The sequence below is a fragment of the Micromonospora sp. TSRI0369 genome (assembly GCF_001905625.1).
GTDB lineage: Bacteria > Actinomycetota > Actinomycetes > Mycobacteriales > Micromonosporaceae > Micromonospora > Micromonospora echinospora_A.
Map to the genome: position 1 here is coordinate 23201 of NZ_LIVU01000011.1, position 24397 is coordinate 47597.

The 24397-nt window shown below is 73.8% G+C and carries 20 protein-coding genes; 15 read left to right on the plus strand and 5 right to left on the minus strand.

The features are described from left to right. The first annotated feature begins 158 nt into the window (after nt 1-158). Complete coding sequence (locus AMK25_RS27065) at nt 159-698, plus strand: GNAT family N-acetyltransferase (protein WP_073831209.1); 540 nt, start codon at nt 159-161, stop codon at nt 696-698. A 15-nt stretch (nt 699-713) separates the two neighbouring features. Here AMK25_RS27065 and AMK25_RS27070 read toward each other — a convergent pair whose 3' ends face one another. The 5 genes from AMK25_RS27070 to AMK25_RS27090 form a co-directional block, all read right to left on the minus strand. After that, entirely contained in the window at nt 714-1685 is a 972-nt protein-coding gene (locus AMK25_RS27070; RefSeq protein ID WP_073831210.1) for a TAXI family TRAP transporter solute-binding subunit, read from the minus strand. Beyond that, on the minus strand, nt 1682-2074 hold the full coding sequence (locus AMK25_RS27075) for a roadblock/LC7 domain-containing protein (protein ID WP_073831211.1): 393 nt from the start codon (nt 2072-2074) through the stop codon (nt 1682-1684). Before AMK25_RS27075 ends, AMK25_RS27070 begins: the two co-directional genes overlap by 4 nt. Beyond that, nucleotides 2071-4434 (minus strand): sensor histidine kinase, encoded by a 2364-nt coding sequence (locus tag AMK25_RS27080; RefSeq protein ID WP_073831212.1) that lies wholly within the window; start codon nt 4432-4434, stop codon nt 2071-2073. The genes AMK25_RS27075 and AMK25_RS27080 overlap by 4 nt, the downstream gene beginning before the upstream one ends. Nucleotides 4435-4499: 65 nt before the next feature. Continuing rightward, nucleotides 4500-5519, minus strand: a complete 1020-nt coding sequence (locus tag AMK25_RS27085; protein WP_073831213.1) for a TAXI family TRAP transporter solute-binding subunit — start codon at nt 5517-5519, stop codon at nt 4500-4502. Further along, nucleotides 5495-7774, minus strand: coding sequence for a TRAP transporter permease (locus tag AMK25_RS27090; RefSeq protein ID WP_241826505.1), 2280 nt, complete (start codon nt 7772-7774; stop codon nt 5495-5497). Before AMK25_RS27090 ends, AMK25_RS27085 begins: the two co-directional genes overlap by 25 nt. Before the next feature lie 905 nt (nt 7775-8679). Between AMK25_RS27090 and AMK25_RS27095 the strand changes: the two genes are divergently transcribed. The 14 genes from AMK25_RS27095 (at nt 8680) to AMK25_RS27160 (ending at nt 24382) form a co-directional block, all read left to right on the plus strand. Continuing rightward, a complete protein-coding gene (locus AMK25_RS27095) occupies nt 8680-9696 on the plus strand; it encodes a YihY/virulence factor BrkB family protein (RefSeq protein WP_143194798.1) in 1017 nt (338 codons plus the stop codon). A 213-nt stretch (nt 9697-9909) separates the two neighbouring features. Next, a complete protein-coding gene (locus AMK25_RS27100) occupies nt 9910-11088 on the plus strand; it encodes an ROK family protein (protein ID WP_073831216.1) in 1179 nt (392 codons plus the stop codon). Further along, entirely contained in the window at nt 11085-12653 is a 1569-nt protein-coding gene (locus tag AMK25_RS27105) for a sugar ABC transporter ATP-binding protein (protein WP_073831217.1), read from the plus strand. The genes AMK25_RS27100 and AMK25_RS27105 overlap by 4 nt, the downstream gene beginning before the upstream one ends. Beyond that, entirely contained in the window at nt 12650-13738 is a 1089-nt protein-coding gene (locus tag AMK25_RS27110; RefSeq protein ID WP_073831218.1) for an ABC transporter permease, read from the plus strand. The genes AMK25_RS27105 and AMK25_RS27110 overlap by 4 nt, the downstream gene beginning before the upstream one ends. Before the next feature lie 93 nt (nt 13739-13831). Further along, a complete protein-coding gene (locus AMK25_RS27115) occupies nt 13832-14884 on the plus strand; it encodes a substrate-binding domain-containing protein (RefSeq protein WP_073831219.1) in 1053 nt (350 codons plus the stop codon). Between the two features lie 53 nt (nt 14885-14937). After that, entirely contained in the window at nt 14938-16110 is a 1173-nt protein-coding gene (locus AMK25_RS27120) for a Gfo/Idh/MocA family protein (RefSeq protein ID WP_443189931.1), read from the plus strand. A 208-nt stretch (nt 16111-16318) separates the two neighbouring features. Beyond that, nucleotides 16319-17467, plus strand: coding sequence for an inositol-3-phosphate synthase (locus tag AMK25_RS27125; RefSeq protein ID WP_073831221.1), 1149 nt, complete (start codon nt 16319-16321; stop codon nt 17465-17467). Beyond that, on the plus strand, nt 17464-18372 hold the full coding sequence (locus tag AMK25_RS27130; RefSeq protein ID WP_073831222.1) for an SCO3242 family prenyltransferase: 909 nt from the start codon (nt 17464-17466) through the stop codon (nt 18370-18372). The genes AMK25_RS27125 and AMK25_RS27130 overlap by 4 nt, the downstream gene beginning before the upstream one ends. After that, nucleotides 18369-19247: a sugar phosphate isomerase/epimerase family protein gene (locus AMK25_RS27135; protein WP_073831223.1), complete on the plus strand. Its 879-nt coding sequence runs from the start codon at nt 18369-18371 to the stop codon at nt 19245-19247. Before AMK25_RS27130 ends, AMK25_RS27135 begins: the two co-directional genes overlap by 4 nt. A 34-nt stretch (nt 19248-19281) precedes the next feature. Further along, nucleotides 19282-19887, plus strand: a complete 606-nt coding sequence (locus tag AMK25_RS27140) for an EboA domain-containing protein (RefSeq protein ID WP_073831224.1) — start codon at nt 19282-19284, stop codon at nt 19885-19887. Nucleotide 19888: 1 nt separating this feature from the next. Then, nucleotides 19889-20740 (plus strand): TatD family hydrolase, encoded by an 852-nt coding sequence (locus AMK25_RS27145; RefSeq protein ID WP_073831225.1) that lies wholly within the window; start codon nt 19889-19891, stop codon nt 20738-20740. After that, nucleotides 20740-21927 (plus strand): metabolite traffic protein EboE, encoded by a 1188-nt coding sequence (gene eboE, locus AMK25_RS27150; RefSeq protein ID WP_073831226.1) that lies wholly within the window; start codon nt 20740-20742, stop codon nt 21925-21927. The genes AMK25_RS27145 and eboE overlap by 1 nt, the downstream gene beginning before the upstream one ends. Further along, nucleotides 21924-23318, plus strand: coding sequence for an alkaline phosphatase family protein (locus AMK25_RS27155; protein ID WP_073831227.1), 1395 nt, complete (start codon nt 21924-21926; stop codon nt 23316-23318). Before eboE ends, AMK25_RS27155 begins: the two co-directional genes overlap by 4 nt. Continuing rightward, the gene (locus tag AMK25_RS27160; protein WP_073831228.1) at nt 23315-24382 is read left to right on the plus strand and encodes a polyprenyl synthetase family protein; all 1068 of its coding nucleotides are present in this window, start codon (nt 23315-23317) and stop codon (nt 24380-24382) included. The genes AMK25_RS27155 and AMK25_RS27160 overlap by 4 nt, the downstream gene beginning before the upstream one ends. Nucleotides 24383-24397: the final 15 nt, after the last annotated feature.

The following is a 24397-nucleotide window of genomic DNA, read 5'->3' on the forward strand; positions in this document are numbered from 1 at the left end:
CCTCGGTTAGCTAAGTCCTTAGTTTAGGCACGTGGGCGGGCGCCGTCGAGGAAGAGCGCGACGACCCGGGCGGGTCCGGTCCCGGCGTCACGTCGCCCGGGCCGGTAGGGGACCAAATCCGATTGTCGACCTCACAGTCGCGCGGTTAGCGTCGCGGGATGTTCGCCACCGAGCGCGTCCGGCTGCGCCCGCCCACCCCCGACGACGCGCCGGCCATCTTCCGCCTGGACAGCGATCCGGAGTTGCACCTGGTCACCGACGACGAGCCGTTCCTGCCGCAGCACGTGGGCCAGGTCCGGGCCCGGCTGGAAAAGCGCGCCGGCGAGCAGCCGGACGCCCGGTCCTCGGTGTCGCTGCTGGCCGAGACCGTCGCCGACGGCACGTTCCTCGGCGCCGGCACGCTGTGGGGGATCAACGCGTTCAACGGGTTCGCCCACCTCGGCATCACGCTGCTGCCCGAGGCGCGCGGCCAGGGTCACGGCACCGACGTGATCCGGCTGCTCTGCCGGTACGGCTTCCGCAACCGCAACCTGCGGCGCCTGGAGATCGAGACGCTGGCCGGCAACACGGCGATGCGGCGTACCGCCGAGCGGTGCGGCTTCGTCCACGAGGGCACCCTGCGGGAACGCGGGTACGACGGCGACGGCTTCGCCGACATGGCGCTCTACGGCCTGCTGCGGCGCGACTGGACGCCGTAGGGGACCGCCCCGCGCTCAGCCGCCGTCGCGGTAGAACCGGGCCGCGCCCGGGTGCAGCGGGATCGGGCCGGTCGCGGCCGCGCTGGCCCGGTTGAAGTTCGCCGCCTCCGGGTGCACCTGGATCAGGTCGCCCTGCCAGGTGAAGAGCACCCGGGTCAGGTCGTACGCGAGCTGCTCCGGCATGTCCGCCGCCACCAGGATCACGTTCGCCACCGTGATGGTGGGCGTCGGCGCCGCCGTGCCGTAGACCTCCTTCGGCAGCGTGGCGGTGGTGTAGACGCCGCCGAACCGGGCGCCCAACGGCTCGATCAGCTCGTTCAGCGGCAGCAGCCGGAACTTCCCGGGCGCGGAGGAGAGCAGGTCCTTCACGCCGGGCGTGGGCAGGCCGCCGGAGAAGAACATGGCGTCCAGGGTGTTCGCCCGCATCCGCTTGACCGTCTCCGGCAACGACAGGTTGAGCCGCTGGATACCGGTGTTCGGGTCGATGCCGCCGGCGGTGAGCAGACGCCCGGCGATGATGTCGGTCCCGGACTTCGGCGAACCGGTCGAGACGCGCTTGCCGCGCAGGTCGGTGAAGCTCTCGATCTTGCCGTCGGTACGGACGATCACGTGCGTGTAGTTGCTGTAGACGCGGGCCAGCGCACGTACCGGCTGCGGCTGCTTGTCGAACGCCCCGCGGCCGTCGACCGCGTCCGCCGCCGTGTCGGCCAGGCTGAACGCGATCTCCATGTCGCCGCTGGCCACCCGGGTGATGTTCTCCACCGACGCGCCGGTCGGCTCCGCGCGCGCCTCGTACCCGGGCACGTGCCGGGTGATCAGGTCGGCGTACCCGCCGCCGAGCTGGTAGTAGACCCCCGTGGTGTTGCCGGTGGCCAGGAAGATCCGCCCCCCGTGCCACGCCTGCGGAGTGGTGTCCTCGGCGCCGCAGCCGGCCACCAGCACCGTCGCCAGCAGCGCCGCCACCAGCCGCACCGGGCGGCGGCTCACCGGCGGACCGCCGGTTCCAGCGCCTCCGCCACCCGCTGCACCAGCGTCGCCGTCTCGTAACCGATCTGGCCCAGATCGCAGCCGGGCGCGGCCAGCACGCCGAGCAGCGCCCGTTCGCCGACCGCCATCACCAGCATCACACCGCCGTCCATGTCGACGATCTGCTGGCGCACCCGGCCGGCGGACATCAGCCGCGCCGCGCCCACCGTCAGGCTCGCCAGGCCGCTGATCACCGCCGAGAGCTGGTCGACCTGGTCCGTGGAGAGATCCGGCGACGACGCCAACCGCAGCCCGTCCTCGGAGACCGCGAGCGCGTGCGAGACGTCCGGCACCTGCTCGGCGAAGTTCGCCAGCAGCCAGTCGAGCCCGGTGGAAGCGGGTGGGTTCATGGTCTTCTCCCGTTGGGTGGTGTGGTGTTCGGGGCACGGCGCGTCGCGCTGGCCACCCCCTCGGCGAGGGCGGACAGCCGGGCGCGTACCACTTCGGGGTCGAGCAGGTCGGTCGCGGGCGGCGGCGCGGCGGCGGGCGGCATCGACCCCGGCAGGTGCCCGCCCAGCGGCCGCCGGGGCAGCCCGGCGGCGGTGGTCGACACCGGCGCCGGGGGCACGCTCACCGGCCGCATCCGCGCCGCGCTCGGCGCCAGCAGCGCGCCACCCGGCGCCCGTACCGTGGCGACGCCGCGCACCGGCCCTCCGGCCGCCGGGGCGCTGGTGACCAGGTCGCGGGAACCGACCTGCGGCCGCAGGACAGGCGCGTTCTTGAACCACGGCGCGCCGCGCCCGTGCGGGCGCCGCTCGGCCGGCGGCCGGGACGCCACCGACTCGACCCGGGTCAGCACCGACTCCGGTACGTCCACCTGCGCCACAGTGCCGGCGCCGGGGTTGTGCAACTGCACCCGGATCCCGTGCCGGGCCGCCAGGTGGGCCACCACGTGCAGGCCCATGCTGCCGGCGGCGGCGCTGGAGAGCATCGCCGGCGCGGCGAGCCGTTCGTTGATCTCGGCCAGCCGGCTCTCGCTGATGCCGATGCCCTGATCGTGCACGCGCAGCACCAGCCCGTCGACGGTGCGCCGGCCGTCCACCAGCACCCGCGCCTCCGGTGGCGAGTAGACGGTGGCGTTCTCCAGCAACTCGGCCAGCAGGTGCACCAGGTTGCCGGCCGCCGCGCCGTGCACCGCCGCGGTCGGCACGTCGATCTCCACCCGCGGGTAGTCCTCGATCTCGGAGGCAGCCGCCCGTGCCACGTCGTCCAGCAGCAACGCGCCCTCGTGCCCCCGGCCCGGCTCGCCACCGGCGAGGACCAGCAGGTTCTCCCCGTTGCGCCGAAGCCGGGCGGCGAGGTGGTCCAGCGCGAAGAGCCGGGCCAGCGCGTCCGGGTCGGTCTCCTCGCGTTCGAAGTCGTCGAGCAGCCGCAACTGCCGGGTGATGAGCGTACGGATGCGCCGGGCCAGCGCCTCCGCCATCCGGGTCACGTCCAGCCGCAACTCGGCCTGCTGCCCGGCGAGCCGCAGCGCGGCCCGGTTCACCGTGTCGAACGCCTCGGCGACCTGCGCCACCTCGTCCTGACCCCGCCGGATCCCGTCGGTCATCCGGGTCGCCGGACCGTCGGCCGGCGCCCGCTCGCCCGCGGCGATCGCGGTGATCCGCTCCGGCAGTTCCCGGTTCGCCATGGTCAGCGCGGCCACCCGCAGCCGGCGCAACCGGCGGCTGGTGCGCACCGCCAGCAGCACGGCGGTGACGAGCGAGCCGAGCGCGACGGTGCTCGTCGCCCCGGCGGTCAGCACCGCGCGCAGCCGGGCCGCGGCGGCCAGGTCGGCCGCGTCCCGGTCCAGCCCGTCGGACAGGTCCCGGCCGAGCAGGTTGTACCGGCGGATCGTGCCGCTCTGCGCCACGTACCAGGCGTCACCGTCGGTCTTCAGCGCCTCCGGCGTGCCGTCGGTGTCGAGCACCGTGTCGCGCATCCGCCGGGCCGCTGTCACGTCCGCGCCGTCGACCACGCGGTACCAGGCGGTCCTCGCCGGCCCGGCGGCGATCCGCAGGAACTCGGCCTGCCGCTGCTCCCGGGCACCCCGCAGCCGGCCCAGCCGGGCCAGCTCGCCGCGTTCCAGTCCGCCCCTGACGAACACCGCCCGCAGCAGGTCGCGTTCCAGCGCGGAGAGGTGTTCCTGGGCGGCCACCGAAGCCACCTCGCGGGCCTGGTTGGCCAGGTCGGCGTCGCGCAGCTGGCTCGGCAGCGCGTCCGCGACCGCGAGCAGGGACTCCACGAGCGACACGTATGCCGGATCGGCGTCCGCGCCGGCCACCGCCTGCTCCCGGGTGGGCGCGAGCTTGTCCAGGCGCCGGCTGGCGTCGTTGAGCACGGCTGTCAGGTTGGGTGCGGCCCGGCGGGCGTCACCCTGCGCCGCGCGGTACCGCTCGGCAGCGGTGTCCACCCGGCGCCGCTGCGCGTCCACGAGCGGTCGGCCGGACGTGCCGCCACGCTGGCGTAGCGCGGCCGTCTCGCCGAGCTCGCGTTCCAGCTCGTGCACCAGGCGTACGGTCGCGGTGGCGGTGCCGGCGAGCACGCGGGCCCGGTCGGCGTCGGCGGACGCGTCCAGCGCGGCGTCGGTCTGCGCCCCGCCGAGCACGACCAGGCCGGCCGTGGCGACCAGGATCGGGGCCAGCAGTTGGACGCGGACCGAGCGGAGGCGTCCGGTGCGGTCCGCGGAGCGGTGGTGCCGGCGTACGCGAGCCGGATGGGGCAGCGGCACGGGGGTCTCCGGGTCGGGTCGGGCGGGCCGGGCCCGGACGCGCGTCCGGACCCGGCCCGTTCAGGTCAGCTCGCGCCGAGGTCGCTCAGTGCCCGCTCCGCGCCGCGGTGCAGCGGCACCGGGTCGGTCTTGCGGGCGTTGCCCAGCTCGATGCCCTTCGCCGCCGGGTTCGCCTGGGCCAGGGCGTCCTTGGAGTCGAAGACCGTCCGGGTGATCGCGCAGGCCACGTCGGCGTCGAGGTTCTCCCGCACCAGCAGCACGTTCGGCACCACGATGGTGGGCACGTCGGCCGAGGTCCGGTAGATGTCCTTGCCGATGGTGCCCGCCTGGTACGCCGGGTTCAGCTCGGCCATCTTCGGCAGCAGCGGGCTGATGTCGACGAACTTCACCTTGTCGCCGGACGTGGTGAACAGGTCGGTGACCCCGCCGGTCGGCACGCCGCCGGACCAGAAGAAGCCGTCGATGCTGCCGTCCTTCATGCCGTCGACCGTCTTGGTGAGGTCCAGCCGCTGCGCCTGGACGTCCTTGGCCGGGTCCAGCCCGGCGGCGGTGAGCAGCCGGTTGGCGATGACCTCGGTGCCGGACTTCGGCGAGCCGGTGGAGATCTTCTTGCCCTTCATGTCGGCCACCGACGTGATGCCCGCGTCGGCCCGTACGACCACCTGGGTGTAGTTGTCGTAGATCCGGGCCAGCGCCTTGACCGGCTGCGGCGCGGTGAAGCTTCCCTTGCCCTGCACCGCGTTGACAGCGGTGTCGAACAGCGAGAACGCCACGTCGTACTGGCCGGCGACGAGCTGTTCGACGTTCTGCACCGAGGCGCCGGTCTCCGCCGCCGTCCCGGTGAGCTTGCCGTCGGTGGTCTTGCTCAGCTCACCGGCGAGCGCGTTGCCGACCACGTAGTAGACGCCGGTGGCGTTGCCGGTGGCGATGCCGACCCGGGTGTCCTTGGTGACCTTGCAGCTGACCTCGCGGGCAGCGTCGTCCTTCGTCGCGCCGTCCTGACGGCCCCCGCAGCCGGCGGCACCGGCGGCGACCAGGACAAGTGCCCCGACGCCCGCCACTATCCTCGCGTCGATACGTCCCACTCTCTCTCCTCCCCAAGGTCCACGGATTTTTCGACCGCCGGGCGGCCGGCGTGCCCGGCGGCGCCACGTCGGACGTACACGCCCGCGACCGCGAGCGCGGCGAGCGCCGCGCCGATCGCCATGGGCAGTGGTTCCAGCCAGAGCAGCACCAGCCCGGCGACCGCGCCGACGATCCGCTCCGGCACGCCGGCCGGGCCCACGCCGGGCAGCCAGCCGCCGGCCGCGACCGCCAGCACCGCCACGCCGAGCGCGGAGACCAGACCGGCTGTCACGATCCGGCCGACCCCGCCGATGCCGAGCAGCCCGAGGCCGGTCGGCGTGATCACGAAGGCCAGCGGGATCAGGTACGCCGGCAGCGCGTACCGCAGGGTCTGCCACATGGTCGGCACCAGGCGGCCGCCGGTGACGGCGGCGGCGGCGACCGCTGCGAGCGCGGTCGGCGGCGAGACCTCGGACAGCACCGCGAAGTAGAAGACGAACATGGCCGCGGCGGGCGCGGCGACGCCCAGGTCCAGCAGCGCCGGGCCGATGATCACCCAGCCGATGACGAACGACGCGGTGACCGGCACCGCGAGCCCCAGCAGGCTGAGCGCGACAGCGGCGAGCACCGCGGTCAGCGCCAGCACCACCGCGGGCTCCGAGCTGACCGCCTGCGCGCCGCCGATCAGCAGCGAGGCGGCCTGCGGCCCGAGCCCGGTCTTCGTGGTGGTGGCGGTGATGATGCCGGCCGCGGCGCACACGGCGCTCACCGCGAGCACCCCGCGTACGCCGTCGCGCAGCGCCGCCACCAGCCGGGCCGGCGTGAGCCGGTGCCGCCGGTCCAGGAAGGACAGCACGGCGGCGATGACGGTGGCGATGACCACCGCGCGCATCGCCGACGCGCCGAGCGCCAGCACCACGATGATCACGAGGAGCGAGAGGAAGTGGTAGCCGAAGCGGGCCAGCAGCCGCCATGCCGAGCCGGTGTCGATGACCACCGGCCGGACCCCGGAGCGCCGGGCGTCGATCTCGACGGAGAGCAGGATGCCCAGGTAGTAGAGGATCGTCGGCACCGTGGCCCAGCCGAGCACCTGGAGGTAGGACACGCCCAGGTACTCGGCGATGATGAACGCGGCGGCGCCGAGCGTGGGCGGGGACAGGATCGCACCGACGCCGGCGGCGGCGAGCATGCCGCCCGCGCGCTCGGCCGGGTAGCCGGCGCGGCGCAGGATGGGCCAGGTCACCGCGCCGATGCTGACGGTGGTGGCGGCGCCGGAGCCGGAGACCGTGCCGAGCAGGAAGCCCGACGCGACGGCGGTGCGCCCGGCGGCCGTACGGGAGCGGCGGAACGCGGCGGCGGACAGCTCCACGAAGAACCGGCCCGCGCCGGACAGGTCGAGCACCGCGCCGTAGATGGTGAACAGCACGATGTACGAGGCGGCCACGTCGAGCGGCGTGCCGTAGAAGCCGCTGTCGGAGTTGTAGAACGCGTCGACGAGCTGCCCGAAGTCGAGCCCCGCGTGCGCCACCGGCCAGGCCTGCGGCAGCAGCCCGCCGTAGTAGCCGTATCCGAGGAACAGCACGCAGACCGCCGGCAGGATCCATCCCGTGGTGCGCCGGCACGCCTCCAGCAGCAATAGCAGCAGGCCGGTGCCGAACGCCACGTCCAGCGGATCCAGCAGGCCCTGCCGGTCCAGGAAGGCGTCGTACCCGCCGCCGCCCGCGCCGATGGCGACCGGCAGCACCGGGTAGAGGCAGACCACGAGCGCGGCGAGGGCCAGCAGCCAGTCCACGGGCGTGGGTCCGCGCCGGTCGTCCGCGTCGTCCGTGTCGTGCGTGTCGTCCGTGCCGGCCTTGGTGCTCCGCAGCCGCACCCCCGAGGGGTACGCGAGGAACACCATCGGCAGGATGCCGGCGAGGAAGAAGATGAGGTAGTACTTGCTGCCCTGGGCCAGCGGGAAGAACACCTGCCAGAGCGTCAGCAGCCCGACCGCGACGGTGACGCCGGTGAAGAGGAAGCCGACTCCTCCGGCGAGCACCCGTCCCGGCTTCTCCTCCTCGAACCGGGCGGCCAGTTCGCGAGCGTCCTGGTGGGCCTGATCCGGGGTGTCGTGCGCCTCGTCCGGGGCGTCGTGCGTCCCGGCCGGAGTGTGGTCCCGCGTCTCCGCCGGGGTGTGGTGCGGCAGGGCACGGCTGTGGTGGTGCGTCTCGCCCGGCCCGTCGTCGGACCACTCCGGACCGGCGACGCTGCCCTCGTCCGGCGGGAGCGACACCACCTCGGCGTCCACATCGGACCCCGGTCGTCCGCCGGAGGGCGGCCGGGGTTTCGGGGGAGTCTCGTCGGAGGGGCGAACGGGCGGCACGAGGGGGCACGATACGCGAATTGCGCGCGCGTTGGGAACATTGCTTAACGTGATTGCAATGAGTGACGGAATGGGGAATGGTTCACCCGTCAAACAGATTTCTGAATCTGTTTCGCGACCGCTTCGCCGACGGGCGAAGGGCGCTTCCGCAATCTCTTCCCAGCGAACTTCCAGGTGATTTTCCAACGATGAAGAACTGGTTCGCTGATCGGCCGTCGTCACTCAGGGTGTATTGCCTCTCGCCGCTGCCGGTCCCGGGCGGCTGCTCTCCCGGGGCGGGCGGGTTTCCGGATGCCGCCGCGTCCGCGGAGCGCGCCGGGGACGCGATTCGTGGGCCGGAACCGCGCGACCGCCGCCACTTCGCCGAGGTGGCGGCATCGGTCGTGCGCCGACCCCGCCGCTTCGCCGAAATGGCGCAGGCGCCGCCCGCGAGCCGGACCCGCCGCGCGCCGGTGGCCGGCGGGCACGGCGGAGTGGAACGCCATGGGTGTCTCCACCGCCTTTTGACACCCATGCGGTTCCACTCCTCGTGACCGTCGTGGAGATGGTGGCGAGTGGTGGCCCGGGGGGAAGGCGACTCGCCGCGATCTTCGGCCGTGCGTGCCGTCCGGGCGGGTGCGGGGTGCGGCGCCCGCCCGTCTTGCTCTGCAACCGCCGGAGCGACGGACACGCTGCGTGACCATGTGCGCCGATGGATGCAGAGCGGAGGGCGGGAGTGGGAGCGGGGCGGCGGCGGACGGGCCGGTTTTGCCGACGGGGGGTTATCGCCGCCCCGGTCAGGGCATGTCGTGCCTGACGACGAGCGACGAGGAGGTGCGATGGCCGCCGACGAGGCTCCCGCCCGCGACGGGCGCGACCACACGGGGCCGGTGGGCCCGGACGACGGTCCGGACAGCCCGACCGATCTGACGGCGACGGGCTGGATGGCGACGCTCAAGCGGACCGTCCGGGAGTTCCAGGACGACAGCCTGACCGACTGGGCCGCCGCGCTCACCTACTACGGCGTGCTCTCCATCTTCCCGGGCGTCCTGGTGCTGATCTCGCTGCTCGGCCTGCTCGGCGACCGGGCCACGGAGGGGGTCCGGGACACCGTCGGGCAGGCGGTGCCGGAGGAGAACATCCGCAAGATCATCGAGAGCGCCATCGACCAGGCCGGCCAGTCCGGCGGGCTGGCCAGCATCGCGGCTGTCATCGGTCTGATCGCGGCCTTCTGGTCCGCATCCGGCTACATCGCCGCGTTCATGCGCGCCTCGAACAGCATCTACGACGTGCCGGAGGGCCGGCCGATCTGGAAGACGCTGCCGGTACGCCTCGGCGTGACCGCGGTGATCGGCGTGATGCTGCTGATCAGCGCCGTGATCGTGGTGTTCACCGGCGGCCTGGCCGAGCAGGCCGGAAACGCGATCGGGCTCGGCTCGACAGCCGTCACCGTGTGGAACATCGCCAAGTGGCCGGTCCTGCTGGTGCTGGTGAGCCTGATGTTCGCGATCCTCTACTGGGCCTCGCCGAACGCCCGGCACGGCGGCTTCCGCTGGGTCAGTCCAGGCGGCGTGCTCGCGGTGGTGCTCTGGCTCGTGGTGTCCGGCCTCTTCGCGCTCTACGTCAGCAACTTCGGCTCGTACAACAAGACGTACGGCGCGGTCGCCGGCGTGATCATCTTCCTGGTCTGGCTCTGGCTGAGCAATGTGGCGATCCTGCTCGGCGCGGAGTTCGACGCCGAGTTGGAGCGCAGCCGCGCCATCGCGGCCGGGCACCCGGCCGACGAGGAGCCCTACGTCGAGCTGCGCGACGACCGCAAGCTGCGCAAGAAGGGCAACACGTCCTCCCACCACTGATCGCTGGCCGCACACCGCGCCGCCCCGCCCGGACGTCCTCGGGCGGGGCGGCGCGTTTTCATGATCCGGAGCTTCTTTTGTTCGTATGGACAAAAGTTTGCATCAGGCGTGCCGAAGCTATGGACATGCGGCCCGGAAGGCTCCTACTGTGTCGGACACAACACACATCGCCGCTGTCGATGTGACGGACTTCCGATGCGGAGGTGACTGCCGGTGCGGACGGTCGACCCCCTGCACGTACGGCTTCTGCGGCTGCTCCGGGACGAGGGCGCGGTGTCCCGCGCCGAACTCGGCGACCGCCTCCAGATGCCCCGCCCGCGCCTGCTCGCCGAGCTGGAACGGCTCGTCTCCCTCGGGTACGTGGCCGAGGCCGGGCTGGCCGCCTCCCGGGGCGGGCGGCGCTCCACCCTTGTCGAGCTGAGCCCGCACCTGCGGTTCGCCGCTGTCGACCTGGGCGCCAGCTCGATCGACGTGGAGGTGGTCAACGGCCGGCTGGAGCCGGTGGCCGCCTACACCGAGTCCGCCGACATCCGCTCCGGCCCGAAGGTGACGCTCCAGCGCGTCAACGAGCTGCTGCACAAGGCCAAGGTGGACGGCGCGTACGAGCGGCTCGACGCGGTCGGCATCGGCGTGCCGGGGCCGGTGAGCTTCCGCGACGGCGTGCCGGTCTCCCCGCCGATCATGCCGGGGTGGGACCGGTTCCCGGTCCGCGAGCTGCTCACCCGTGAGCACGGCTGCCCGGCGGTGGTGGACAACGACGTCAACATCATGGCGATCGGGGAGCGGCACGGCGGCGTCGCCCACTCGGTCGACGACTTCCTGTTCATCAAGATCGGCACCGGGATCGGCTGCGGCATCTACCTGCACGGCGAGGTCTACCGGGGCACCGACGGCTGCGCCGGGGACATCGGCCACATCCAGGTCGACCCGAACGGTCCGATGTGCTCCTGCGGCAACGTCGGCTGCCTGGAGGCGGTGTTCAGCGGCGCCGCGCTGGCCCGGGAGGCGACTGTCGCGGCCCGCACCGAGGTCTCCCCGGCGCTGGCCGAGCGGTTCGCCGCCCGCGGTGTAGTCACGGCGCTCGACGTGGCGCAGGGGGCGATCGAGGGGGACGTCTCCTGCATCCAGCTCATCCGCGACGGCGGTCGGCGGGTCGGCAGCGTCCTGGCCGGGCTGGTCAGCTTCACCAACCCGTCGATGATCGTGATCGGCGGCGGGCTGGCCCAGCTCGGCCACATCCTGCTCGCCGAGATCCGCAGCGTGGTCTACCGCCGCTCGCTGCCGCTGGCCACCGGCAACCTGCCGGTCGTCCTGTCCGAGCTGGGCCCGCGCGCCGGCGTCGCCGGCGCGGCCGTGCTGGCGAGCGACCTCGCGTTCGGGGAGGCAGCATGAGCGACACCGGCAAACCACTGGTCGAGGCGCCCGCCGACGCCGTCGCGGGCGAGGTCGTGCTGCGCCTCGCCGACGTCGTCAAGACGTTCCCGGGGGTACGCGCGCTCGACGGCGTGCAACTGGAGGTGCGGGCCGGCGAGGTGCACTGCCTGCTGGGGCAGAACGGCGCCGGCAAGTCCACCCTGATCAAGGTGCTGGCCGGGGTGCACCGGCCGGACTCCGGCGAGGTCGTGTGGCGGGGCGAACCGGCGGCGTTCGCCAACCCGCAGGCCGCCATGCGCGCCGGCATCGCGACGATCTACCAGGAACTCGACCTGGTCGACGACCTGTCGGTGGCGGAGAACGCGTTCCTCGGCCACGAGCCGCGCCGGTTCGGCTTCGTCCGGCGGGGGCACATGGCCCGGCGTACCCGGCAGATCCTGGCCCGGCTCGGCCACCCGGAGATCCCGCCGGGACGGCTGGTGCGGCACCTGCCCGCCGCCGGCAAGCAGATCGTCAGCATGGCCCGGGCGCTGTCCCACGAGGCCCGGCTGATCATCATGGACGAGCCGAGCGCGGTGCTGGCCCACGACGAGGTGGCGAACCTGTTCCGGATCATCCGGGAACTCACCGCGCAGGGCATCGCGGTCATCTACATCTCGCACCGGCTGGAGGAGATCCGCGAGATCGGCGACCGGGTCACCGTACTCAAGGACGGCCGGACCACGGCGGCGAGCCTGCCGGCCCGAGAGACGCCGACCCGCGACCTGGTGGCCCGGATGACCGGGCGAACCATCGAGTACGTCTTCCCGCAGCGCCCGGCCGACCACGGGGGCGGCGCGGAGCTGTTGCGGGTGGACGGGCTGACCCGGCCCGGCGAGTTCGCCGACGTCTCGCTCAGGGTCCGGGCGGGAGAAATCGTCGGCATCGCCGGGCTGGTCGGCTCGGGCCGGTCGGAGCTGCTGGAGACCATCTTCGGCGCGCGCCGGGCGCACGCCGGGACGGTCCGGGTGGACGGCCGGACGCTGCGCCCCGGCAGTGTGGGCGCGGCGGTGCGCGCCGGGATGGGCATGGCGCCCGAGGAGCGCAAGAGCCAGGCGCTGCTGCTCGGCGAACCGATCTACCGCAACGTCACGCTCGCCACGTTCAGCAGGTACGCCCGCCTCGGCTTCACCGACGCGGGACGGGAACGCGCCGAGGCGGACCGGATCGCCGCGTCGCTGGAGCTGCGGCCCCGCGACGTTCGGCGTCCGGTGCGCACGCTGTCCGGCGGCAACCAGCAGAAGGTGGTGGTCGGGCGGTGGCTGCTCGGGGACACCCGGCTGCTGCTGCTCGACGAGCCGACCCGGGGCGTGGACGTGGGCGCCCGCGCCGAGCTGTACCAGGTGATCCGCGATCTGGCCGCCCGTGGCGTCGGGGTGCTGCTGGTCTCCAGCGAGGTGCCCGAGGTGCTGGGCCTGGCCGACCGGGTGCTGGTGATGCGGGAGGGCCGGGTGGTCCGCGAGGCGCCGGCCGGCGAACTGGACGAGAACACCGTGCTCGACCTCGTCATGGCGGGGTCCCTCATGGAAGGCACACCGGCATGAGCGAAGCCACTGACACCTCGCTGCCCGCGCAGTCGCCGCCGGTGGAGCGGACGGAGACCGCCAAGGTCGACGCGCCGGCGAAGCTCTCCTGGTGGCGCGGCGACGGCGGGGAGGGCGCGAAGCGCAACCTCGGCCTGCTCGCCGTGCTCGTGGTGCTCGTGGTCATCGGCATCCTGACCCGCCCCGACCTCTACGGTGACCCGAACTGGGTGTGGGGCAACACGCTCACCATCCTCAAGCTCGCCTCGGTGGTCGGCGTGGTCACCGTCGGCATGACCTTCGTGATCATCGGCGGGGGCATCGACCTGTCGGTGGGCGCGATCGTCGCGCTGGCCGGGGTCTGGTGCACCACGGTGGCCACGCAGAGCTACGGCGCGGGCGGCATGATCTTCACCGCGCTGACCGTCGGGCTCGCCGTCGGCGTGGTCAACGGGCTGCTCGTCTCGTACGGGCGGCTGGTGCCGTTCATCGCCACGCTGGCCATGCTCGTCGCCGCCCGAGGGCTGGCGGCGGAGATCTCCGACAAGCAGACCCAGGTGTCGGGTAACACGTTCATCAACGGCATCGCCAGCACGAACGTGCTCGGCATCCCGCTGCTGGTCTACATCCTGGTCGCGGTGGTGGCGGCCGGCTGGGTGCTGTTGAACCGGACCACGTTCGGCCGCCGTACGGTGGCGGTCGGCGGCAACCCGGAGGCGGCCCGGCTGGCCGGCATCAACGTCCGCCGGCACACAGTGCTCCTCTACGCGCTGTCCGGCCTGTGCTGCGGCATCGCCGCGGTCATGCTGACCGCGCAGGCCACCTCCGCGCAGGCGGCGATGGCCAACCTCTACGAGCTGGACGCGATCGCCGCCGCGATCATCGGCGGCACGCTGCTCAGCGGCGGGCGGGGCACGATCATCGGCTCCCTGCTCGGGGTGATCATCTTCTCCACGATCACCAACCTGTTCGCCATCAACAACCTCTCCGCCGAGGCCCAGAACATGGTCAAGGGCGGCATCATCGTCGCCGCCGTCCTGGTCCAGCAGGTGCAGTTCGGCAGTCTCACCCAGTTCCTCGCCCGCAACCGGGCCACCACCACCTGACCCCACCCGCGCACACCCCGGCTGCCGTCGCACCGACGGTGGTCCGGCCCGCCACACCCGAAACCACCCCACCACCTCATCCCAGGAGGCGTCATGAGAACACCGCGCCATGACCTGTCCCGCCGCCGGCTGCTCTTCGGCGGGGCCGCGGTCTCCGCCGGGGTGCTGCTCGCCGGCTGCACAAGCAACGAGCAGAGCCCGACCGAGGCACAGACCAAGGCGGCCGGTTCCGGCGCCAACACCGAGCCGGGCAAGAAGGTGACCATCGGCTTCTCCGCCCCGGCCGCCGACCACGGCTGGATCGCCGCCATCACCAACAACGCCAAGGCGCAGGCCGGGGCGTACCAGGACGTGGAGCTGAAGTCGGTCGAGGCCGGCGCGGACGCGGCGGCCCAGCGGGCGGCGCTGTCCACGCTGATCTCGCAGAAGCCCGACGTGATCGTGCTGCTGCCGCACGACGGCAAGGAACTCAACGCGTTCGGCCTGGAGGCGATGAAGGCCGGCATCCCGGTGGTGAACCTGGACCGGGCCTTCCCGGACGCGCGCGCCTACCGGTGCCAGATCAAGGGCGACAACTACGGCATGGGGGTGGCCGCCGCCACCTACATCGCCGAGCAGCTCAAGGCCAAGGGCGTGAGCAACCCGGTGATCGGCGAGATCCCCGGCATCGAGTCGCTGGAGCTGACCCAGGAACGGTCGAAGGGGTTCGCCGACACGCTCGCCTCGTACGGGTTCAAGGTCGCCAACCGGCGTCCGGCGGAGTTCACAGTCGACTCCGGCCAGCAGGCCGCCACCGGCCTGTTCCAGGCGCTGCCGAAGATCGACGCGGTCTGGAACCACGACGACGACCAGGGCATCGGCGTGCTCGCCGCGGTCAACCAGGCCAACCGCAAGGAATTCATCATGGTCGGCGGCGCCGGCTCCAAGAAGGCCATGGAGGACATCGCCGCCGACAACACGGTCCTCAAGGCCACAGTCACCTACAGCCCGTCGATGGCCTCCTCGGCGATCTCCCTGGCCCGCCTGATCGGCCAGGGCAAGGGCATGTCCGACCTGGTCGAACTCCAGGTACCGAAGGAGATCGTGCTCGCCTCCGAGACGATCACCAAGGAGAACGCGAGCGACTACCTGAAGCTCGGGTTCTGACACACGGGGGGAGACCCACCTTGTCCAGTCACGACAGCATCCTGCGGGTCGGCATGGTCGGCTACGCGTTCATGGGCGCCGCGCACTCCCAGGCGTGGCGCACCGTGAACCGGGTGTTCGACCTGCCGGCCCGGGTGCGGATGGCGCTCGTCTGCGGCCGGGACGAACCGAAGGTGGCCGAGGCCGCCGACCGGCTCGGCTGGGACGGCTACACCACCGACTGGCGGCGGCTCGTCGAGTCCGACGAGATCGACGTGGTCGACATCTGCACGCCGGGGGACAGCCACCGCGAGATAGCGCTCGCCGCGCTCGCCGCGGGCAAGCACGTGCTGTGCGAGAAGCCGCTGGCGAACAGCGTCGCCGAGGCCCGGGAGATGACCGAGGCCGCGGCCCGGGCCCGGGCGTCCGGGGTACGCGCGATGTGCGGCTTCAACTACCGGCGGGTGCCGGCGGTCGCCCTGATGCGGCAGCTGGTGGCCGACGGGCGGATCGGCGAGATCCGGCACGTCCGGGCGGTCTACCTCCAGGACTGGATCGTCGACCCGCAGTTCCCGCTGGTGTGGCGGTTGCAGAAGGACAGGGCGGGCTCCGGCGCGCTCGGCGACATCGGCGCGCACATCATCGACCTGACCCAGTACGTCACCGGTCAGCTCATCACCGGGGTCAGCGCGCTGACCGAGACGTTCGTGCGCCAGCGGCCACTGGTCGCCGGGTCGAGCGGCCTGGCCGCGCAGGCCGACGGCAACGGCAGCGCGACAGGCCAGGTGACAGTGGACGACGCGGCGGTGTTCGTGGCCCGGCTCGACGGGGGAGCGCTGGCCACGTACGAGGCGACCCGGTTCGCCACCGGCCGTAAGAACGCGCTGCGGGTCGAGATCAACGGCTCGCGCGGCAGCGTCGTGTTCGACCTGGAACGCCTCAACGAGCTGGAGTTCCTGGACGCCACCCGGCCCGCCGCCGAGCAGGGCTTCAGCCGGATCCTGGTGACCGAGCCGGACCATCCGTACCTGGGTGCGTGGTGGCCGCCCGGCCACATCATCGGCTACGAGCACTCCTTCACCCACCAGGCGCGTGACTTCGTCGAGGCGGTCGCCACCGGCGCCGACCCGGCTCCGTCGTTCGCCGACGCGCTGCAGGTCCAGCTCGTGCTCGACGCGGTGACCCGCTCGGCCGAGCGGGCCGCCTGGACGGAGGTGGAACCCGCCCTGGCCGAAGCTTCCGCCTGATCCGAGGCGGGCCAGGCCCGCCCGACACTCACCGGCGCCGGCCGGCGAGGGCCCGCCGCGGTTGCGCCCCGCGGCGGGGACGAGGCCGGCTCCGGGGAGCGTGCCGCCGGTGTCCGCCGGCACGACCAGCACGGCCCTCCGGTGCGGCCGGACCGGGATTCCCCGGCCGCACCGGCGGACCGGCCTTTTACCTGGGGAGGTAGCGCGAATGCGTACGGGTGTGTGGCTGGTGGGTGCGCGCGGCTCGGTCGCCACCACCGCAGTGGTCGGCGGGCTGGCCCTGCGGACCGGGCTCACCGCGCCGACCGGATGCGTGACCGAGCTGCCCGCCCTGCGCGGGCCCGCCCTGCCGGGCTTCGCCGATCTCGTCTTCGGCGGCCACGACGTGGTCGCCACCCCGCTCACCAAACGCGCCGAGGCGCTCGCCGCCGCCGGGGTGCTGCCCGGCCGGCTGGCCGACGCCGTGGCGCCCGACCTGGCCGCCGTCGAGGCGGCGCTACGGCCCGCGCCGGTCGAGGGCGACCAGGGGGAGCGGATCGCCACTGTGGTCCGCGACCTGACCGAGTTCCGCACCCGGCACGGGCTGGATCGGGTGGTGGTGGTCAATGTCGCCGCCACCGAACCGGCGCCCGCCCCGCACCCGGCCCACAGCGACCTGGCCACGCTGCGCGAGGCGCTGACCAGTGCGGCCGACGTGCTGCCGCCCAGCTCCGCGTACGCGTACGCGGCGTTCACCGCCGGCTGCCCGTACGTGGACTTCACCCCGTCCACGGGTGCCCGGCTGCCGGCCCTGGCCGCGCTCGCCGCCGAACGCGGGCTGCCGTACGCCGGGCACGACGGCAAGACCGGCGAGACGCTGCTCAAGTCGGTGCTCGCGCCGATGTTCGCGATGCGGCACCTCGCCGTGCGCTCCTGGTCCGGCACCAACCTGCTCGGCGGCGGCGACGGCGCCACGCTCGCCGACCCGGCCGCCAACGCCGCGAAGGTGGGCAGCAAGCAGCGGGTGCTCGCCGAGACGCTCGGCTACCTGCCGCAGGGTGGCACCAGGATCGAGTACGTCGAGGAGCTGGGCGACTTCAAGACCGCCTGGGATCTGGTCACGTTCGCCGGTTTCCTGGGCACCGGCATGCGCATGGAGTTCACCTGGCACGGCTGCGACTCGGCGCTCGCCGCGCCGCTCGTGCTGGACCTGGCCCGGCTCACCGCCGCCGCGCACGCCGCCGGCCGCCACGGCCCGCTGACCGAGCTGGCGTTCTTCTTCAAGGACCCGCTCGGCCCGACCGGCCACGCGCTCGGCGAGCAGTGGACGGTGCTGCGGGACTTCACCGCCGGCCTGCACGCCCGGATGTCGCCGTGACCCGCCTGGCCGACCTGGCCGAGCTGGTCCGGGCGCCGGCCGCGCTGTCCGTACCCGGGGACGTGCTCTCCGGTGCCGCCGCGGCCGGGGCGCTGAGCCGCCGTACGCCCGCCCTGGCCGGCGCGTCGGTGCTGCTCTACTGGGCCGGGATGGCCGCCAACGACTGGGCGGACCGGCGGCTGGACGCTGTCGAACGGCCGGAGCGGCCGATCCCGTCCGGCCGGGTGCGCCCGTCGGTGGCACTCGGCGTCGCGTCCGGCCTGACCGCCGCCGGGCTCGCGGTAGCCACCGCCGCCGGGGGCCGCCGGGCGGCAGCGGTCGCGCTCCCGCTCGCCGCCACCATCTGGGGGTACGACCTGCGCGCCAAGAACACCGCCGCCGGCCCGGCGGTGATGGCCGCCTGCCGAGGGCTGGACGTGCTGCTCGGCGCGTCCGGCGGCCGGGTGGTCCGGGCGCTGCCGGCAGCGCTCACCGTCGCCGCGCACACCTGGACGGTGACCGCGCTGTCCCGCCGCGAGGTGACCGGCGCGGACCGGCGTCTGCCGGGCCTCACGCTGGCCGGCACCGCGCTGATCGCGTTCACCACCCCGGCCCGGCCCACCGTGTTAAGCGGGGCCCCCTCCTCTACTGGATGCGTTAAGAGGGGGCCCTTCCTTCGGCTCGGGGAGCTGGTGCCCGCGGTGCTCGCGGCGGGGTACGCCGCCCGGTACGGCCGGGCGCAGGCCCGGGTGCTCGCCGACCCGTCACCGGCCCGGGTGCGCGCCGCCGTCGGGGCCGGGATCACCGGGCTGCCCGCCTTGCAGGGCGCGCTCACCGCCCGCGCCGGGGCCCGGCTGCTCGGCCTCGCCGTGGCCGGGGCCGCCCCGCTCGGCCGCCGCCTGGCCCGACTGATCTCGCCGACATGACAGCTGTCCCCGACCCGCTGCCCGGCCCGGGCGCGCTGCGTTTCGGGTACGGCACCAACGGCTTCGCCAACCACCGCCTCGGCGACGCGTTAGCGGTCCTCGCCGACCTCGGCTACCAGGGCGTCGCGCTCACCCTCGACCACGACCACCTGGACCCGTTCGCCCCCGGGCTGATCCGCCGGGTGGCCGCCGTACGCCGCCGGCTGGACGCGCTCGGGCTGTCGGTGGTGGTCGAGACCGGCGCCCGCTACCTGCTCGACCCCCGGCACAAGCACGCGCCGACGCTGCTGCACGACGACCCGGCCCGGCGGGTGGAGCTCCTGCGCCGGGCCGTGCGGATCGGCGCCGAGCTGGGCGCGGAGGCGGTCTCCTTCTGGGCCGGCGTACGCCCGCCCGGCGTACCGCCCGACGTCGCCGCTGACCGCCTGGTGGCCGGCTGCGCGACCGTCTGTGCCGAGGCCGCCGACGAGGGCGTGGCGCTGGGCTTCGAGCCGGAGCCGGGCATGTTCGTCGAGGACATCGCCGGGTGGTGGCGGCTGCGCGAGGCGCTCGGCGCGCCGCCCGGCTTCGGCATCACGCTCGACATCGGACACTGCCGCTGCCTGGAGCCCTTGCCGGTGCCGCGGTGCGTGACCGAGGTCGCCGCGCACCTGGTCAACGTGCAGATCGACGACATGCGCCGAGGCGTGCACGAGCACCTGGAGTTCGGCGCCGGTGAGATCGACTTCCCGCCGGTGCTGCGTGCCCTGGCCGACGCCGGCTACCGCGGGCTGGTGGCCGTGGAGCTGCCCCGGCACTCGCACGCGGCGCCGGCCGTCGCCGCCCGCTCACTGGACTTCCTGCGCGCCGCCGCCTCGCGCGGCGAGGGGCGGTGACCCACCACCTTCCACCCGGCAGAGGGGAGACGGCATGACACCCGACCGACTGCGCGCCGCGCTTCGGGGCGTACCCGATCCGCAGTGGCTGGACGCGGCGTTGCGCCGCGTCGCGACCGAACCCACGGCGATCGAACGGTTCTTCGCCACCGCCGCCCGGCGGTGCGGTCGCGGGCCGCTGCCCGACCCGCCCGGCTGGACGGCCGACGAGGCGGCGCGGGCGCTGCTGCTGACCGCGCTGCCGGGCGGTCACGCCGCCGCGGCCGAGACGCTCTACCGGCAGGGCGACGCCGCCGAGAAACGCGCCGTGCTGCGCGCGCTGCCGCTGCTGCCCATCGGGGCGGAGTGCGTGCCGCTGCTGCACGACGCGATCCGCACCAACGACACCCGGCTGGTCGCCGCCGCGCTCGGCCCGTACGCCCGGCACCTGGAGCAGCCGGCCTGGCGGCAGGCGGTGCTCAAGTGCGTGTTCACCGGCGTGCCGCTGGCGGTGGTCGACAGCCTGGCCGACCGCGCCGACGGCGAACTGGCGCGGATGCTCGCCGCATTCGCCGCCGAGCGGCACGCCGCCGGCCGGACCATGCCCGACGACGCGGCCGACCTGCTGCGCCGGCTGACCATCCCCACCACGGAGGCGTGACATGCGCATCTTCGACCCGCACATCCACATGACGTCCCGCACCACCGACGACTACGAGCGGATGGCCGCCGCCGGGGTCCGCGCGGTGGTCGAGCCGGCGTTCTGGCTGGGCCAGCCACGCACGAGCGTGGACAGCTTCGTGGACTACTTCGACTCGCTGATCGGCTGGGAGCCGTTCCGGGCCGGGCAGTTCGGCGTCCGGCACCACGCCACAGTGGCGCTGAACCCGAAGGAGGCGAACGACCCGCGCTGCCGCCCGGTGCTCGACCTGCTGCCCCGCTACCTGGACAAGGACGGCGTGGTGGCGGTCGGCGAGATCGGCTACGACGCGATGACGCCGGCCGAGGACGCCGCGCTGGCCGGGCAGCTCGCGCTGGCCGTCGCGTACGACCTGCCCGCGCTGGTGCACACGCCGCACCGGGACAAGGCACGCGGCGTACGGCGCACGCTCGACGTGGTCGCCGAGTCGGACATCGCGCCGGAACGGGTGCTCGTCGACCACCTCAACGAGGTGACGGTGGAGCTGGTCCGGGACACCGGCTGCTGGCTGGGCTTCTCCATCTACCCGGAGACGAAGATGTCGCCGCCGCGCATGGTCGAGCTGCTGAAGCGGTACGGGACCGAGCGGATGCTCGTCAACTCGGCCGCCGACTGGGGGCGGTCGGACCCGCTGCTGACCCGGGCCACCGGGGAGGCGATGCAGCTGGCCGGGTTCAGCGCCGACGACGTGGACCGGGTGCTGTGGCGCAACCCGGTCGAGTTCTACGGCCAGTCCGGCCGGCTCGACCTGACCGCCCTGGAGGCCGCGGCGCCCACCTTCGCCGGCAACTCGATAGCGCGCGGAGGCGAATGATGCGGCTGCGCCACGCCGACGGCACCACTGTCCATCTCGGCTACTGCACGAACGTCCACCCGGCCGAGGATCTGCCCGGCATCGTCGCCCAGCTCGACACGTACGCGGTCGCGGTGCGCCGGGCGCTCGACGCCGACCTGCTCGGGCTCGGGCTCTGGCTGGCCGCGCCGGTGGCCGCCGCGCTCGCCGCCGACCCGGCGGCCCGCCGCCGGCTGCGCCACGAGCTGACGGTACGAGGTCTGGAGGTGGTCACGCTCAACGGTTTCCCGTACGCCGCGTTCCAGGCCCCGGTGGTCAAGGGCGCGGTGTACCACCCGGACTGGACCACGCCGCAGCGTTCCGCGTACACGCTTGACCTGGCCCGGGTGCTGGCCGACCTGCTGCCCGACGACGCCGTCCACGGGTCGGTCTCGACGCTGCCGCTGGCCTGGCGTACGCCGTGGGACACCGCGCGTACCGCGACCGCCCGGCGGCGGCTCGACGCGCTGGCCGACGGGCTGGCCGCGGTGCAGCGGGAGACCGGCCGGGTGATCCGGGTCGGCTTCGAGCCGGAACCCGGCTGCCTGGTGGAGTCGACGGGACAAGCACGCGAGGTATTCTCAGCCATGGATACCGACCGGCTCGGGATCTGCCTGGACCTCGCACACCTGGCGTGCGCCTGGGAGCAGCCGGCGGATGCCCTGGCCGGGCTGCGTGCCGCCGGGCTGCCGGTGGTGAAGGTCCAGGTGTCCGCCGCGGTCGAGGCGCCCGACCCGGTGACGGCGGGCGCTGCGCTGCGCCGCTTCGTCGAGCCGAGGTTCCTGCACCAGACCCGCGCGGCCGGTTGCGCGGGCGCCGCCGACCCGGCCGATCCGGCGTACGCGGCCGACGACCTCGACGCCGCGCTCGACGCGCGGCTGCCCGGGGCGTGGCGGGTGCACTACCACGTGCCGCTGCACGCCCCGCCCGAGCCGCCGTTGCGCTCCACGGTGCCGGTGTTGCGGGAGGCGCTGGCCGCGTTGTTCGCCGGTCCGGCCGCCGGCTGCGACCACCTCGACGTCGAGACGTACACCTGGGGGGTGCTGCCGGAGGCGCGGCGGCCGCGCGGCGACGCGGAGCTGGCCGCCGGCATCGCCGCCGAGGTGGCCTTCGCCCGCGACGAGCTGACCGCGCTCGGGCTGGCGCCGACGGCGGTGATGTCCTCGTGAGCCGGCGGCTGGTGGTGCTCGACGTGGTCGGGCTGACCCCGCGGCTGCTGGCGCACATGCCCCGGCTGCGCGCGGTGGCCGAGGCCGGGTTCGCCGCCGAGCTGGGCACCGTGCTGCCGGCGGTGACGTGCTCGGCGCAGTCCACGTTCCTCACCGGCGAGCTGCCCGCCGGGCACGGCGTGGTGGGCAACGGCTGGTACTTCCGTGACCTGGGCGAGGTGCTGCTCTGGCGGCAGCACAACGCGCTCGTCGGCGGCGAGAAGGTGTGGCAGGCGGCCCGCCGGGCCGAGCCGGGCTACCGGGTCGCCAACGTCTGCTGGTGGTACGCGATGGGCGCGGACGTGGACTGGACCGTCACGCCGCGCCCGGTCTACCACGCCGACGGGCGCAAGGAGCCGGACTGCTGGACCGACCCGCCGCGGCTGCGGGACACGCTGACCGAGGCGCTCGGCACGTTCCCGCTGTTCAGCTACTGGGGGCCGGGCGCCGGGCTGCCGTCCTCGGCGTGGATCAGCCGGGCGGCGCAGCGCATCCTCGCCGACCACGCCCCCGACCTGACGCTGGTGTACCTGCCGCATCTGGACTACGACCTGCAACGCTTCGGTCCGTCCGGGCCGGAGGCCGCCGCCGCGGCGGCCGAGTTGGACACGGTGCTCGGCCCGCTGCTGGATGCCGCCCGTGATCGGGACGCTACTGTTGTGGCGTTGTCCGAGTACGGCATCACCGACGTGTCCCGCCCGGTGGACGTGAACCGGTTGCTGCGCGCCGAAGGGTTCCTGCGGGTCTACACCCAGGCCGGGATGGAGTACCTCGACCCGTGGACGTCACGGGCGTTCGCGGTGGCCGATCACCAGGTGGCGCACGTCTACGTCCGGGATCCGGCGGACGTGCCGGCGGTGGCGAAGCTCTGCGCGGCGCTGCCCGGCGTGGCCGAGGTGCTTGATGCCGCCGGGCAGGCCGGGTACGGCCTCGACCATCCCCGCTCGGGCGAGCTGGTGCTGGTGGCCGAGCCGGACGCCTGGTTCACCTACTACTACTGGCTCGACGACGCGCGGGCGCCCGACTTCGCCCGGCTGGTGGAGATCCATCGCAAGCCGGGTTACGACCCGGCCGAGCTGTTCTTCGACCCGGCCGCTCCGGGCGCGGCGAAACGCCGCGCGGCGGTGGCGCTGGCCCGCAAGAAGCTCGGCCTGCGCCATCTGATGAACGTGGTCGGGCTGGACGCCGGGGCGCGGGCGGTGCGTGGTTCGCACGGGCGCCTGCCGGCCGATCCGGCGGACGGCCCGGTGCTGCTCTGCTCCGACCGGGCCGCGATCCGGCCCCGGGTGGAGGCGACCGATGTGAAGGCGTTGTTGCTCGAACTCGCCGGATTGGCCTGGGAGGCACCATGACCGTAACCGTCGCACCGACCGACCCGGCCCTGCTTCGGGGCCGCTTCGACGCCGAGCTCGCCGCGTTCCTGGACGCGAGACGGCCGGGTCGGCCGGACGACGGTACGGGGGCCGTCCACACCGCTCTGCGCCGGTTCGTGCTGGCCGGTGGCAAGCGGATGCGACCGCTGTTCTGCTACTGGGGCTGGCGGGGTTTCGGCGGCCCGGACGAGCGGCCGATCGTGGTGGCCGCGGCGTCGCTGGAGTTGTTCCACGCGTTCGCGCTGATCCACGACGACATCGTGGACCGCAGTGACCGTCGCCGGGGCGCGCCGACGCTGCACCGCTTCTTCGCCGACCTGCACGAGCGGTCCGGCTGGCGCGGTGATCCGGCGGCGTACGGCCGGCAGGTGGCAGTGCTCTGCGGGGACCTCTGCGCCACCTGGTCGGCGCAGATGTTCCACGGCTGCGGGTTGCCGCCGGAGCGGCTGCGCCGGGGGCACGTCCTGCTGGCCCGGATGCGCTCCGAGGTGATCGCGGGGGAGTACCTGGACGTGGTGGCGGCGGCCGGGGACGGCTCGGTGGCCAGCGCGCTCGCCGTGGTGCGGCTGAAGACGGCCCGTTACACGGTGACCCGTCCGGTGCAGATCGGCGCCGCGCTGGCCGGCGCGACGCCGGAGCAGGTGGCGGCGCTCGCCGGGTTCGGCGACCCGCTCGGGGACGCGTTCCAGCTCCGCGACGACGTCCTCGGCGTCTTCGGCGATCCGGCGGTGACCGGCAAGTCCAACCTGGACGACCTGCGCGAGGGCAAGCCGACGGTGCTGCTGGCGCTGGCCCGGGCGTCCGCCTCCCCGGCCGGCGTGGCCCGGCTGCGGGAGCTGGTCGGCGATCCGGGACTGGATCAGGCGGGCGCGGCCGAGGTGCGGGGCATCGTCGAGGAGTCCGGCGCCCGGGAGGCGGTGGAGCGGATGATCCGGACCCGGGCCGAGGCGGCAGTTGTCGCGCTGGACGCGGCGGGGCTCGCGGAGCCGGCGCGGCGGGTGCTCGCCGCGCTCGTGGAACGGGCTGTCGACCGCCGCGAGTGACACCTACTTTTGTCG

What these genes read in the sequence shown, in the direction of transcription:
- AMK25_RS27075 (WP_073831211.1), bottom strand. Translation starts at nt 2,074, where the DNA reads ATGAACCCACCCGCTTCCACCGGGCTCGACTGGCTGCTGGCGAACTTC.
- AMK25_RS27115 (WP_073831219.1), top strand. Translation starts at nt 13,832, where the DNA reads ATGAGAACACCGCGCCATGACCTGTCCCGCCGCCGGCTGCTCTTCGGC.
- AMK25_RS27095 (WP_143194798.1), top strand. Translation starts at nt 8,680, where the DNA reads ATGGCCGCCGACGAGGCTCCCGCCCGCGACGGGCGCGACCACACGGGG.
- AMK25_RS27105 (WP_073831217.1), top strand. Translation starts at nt 11,085, where the DNA reads ATGAGCGACACCGGCAAACCACTGGTCGAGGCGCCCGCCGACGCCGTC.
- AMK25_RS27160 (WP_073831228.1), top strand. Translation starts at nt 23,315, where the DNA reads ATGACCGTAACCGTCGCACCGACCGACCCGGCCCTGCTTCGGGGCCGC.
- AMK25_RS27125 (WP_073831221.1), top strand. Translation starts at nt 16,319, where the DNA reads ATGCGTACGGGTGTGTGGCTGGTGGGTGCGCGCGGCTCGGTCGCCACC.
- AMK25_RS27120 (WP_443189931.1), top strand. Translation starts at nt 14,938, where the DNA reads ATGGTCGGCTACGCGTTCATGGGCGCCGCGCACTCCCAGGCGTGGCGC.
- AMK25_RS27140 (WP_073831224.1), top strand. Translation starts at nt 19,282, where the DNA reads ATGACACCCGACCGACTGCGCGCCGCGCTTCGGGGCGTACCCGATCCG.
- AMK25_RS27135 (WP_073831223.1), top strand. Translation starts at nt 18,369, where the DNA reads ATGACAGCTGTCCCCGACCCGCTGCCCGGCCCGGGCGCGCTGCGTTTC.
- AMK25_RS27065 (WP_073831209.1), top strand. Translation starts at nt 159, where the DNA reads ATGTTCGCCACCGAGCGCGTCCGGCTGCGCCCGCCCACCCCCGACGAC.
- eboE (WP_073831226.1), top strand. Translation starts at nt 20,740, where the DNA reads ATGCGGCTGCGCCACGCCGACGGCACCACTGTCCATCTCGGCTACTGC.
- AMK25_RS27145 (WP_073831225.1), top strand. Translation starts at nt 19,889, where the DNA reads ATGCGCATCTTCGACCCGCACATCCACATGACGTCCCGCACCACCGAC.
- AMK25_RS27110 (WP_073831218.1), top strand. Translation starts at nt 12,650, where the DNA reads ATGAGCGAAGCCACTGACACCTCGCTGCCCGCGCAGTCGCCGCCGGTG.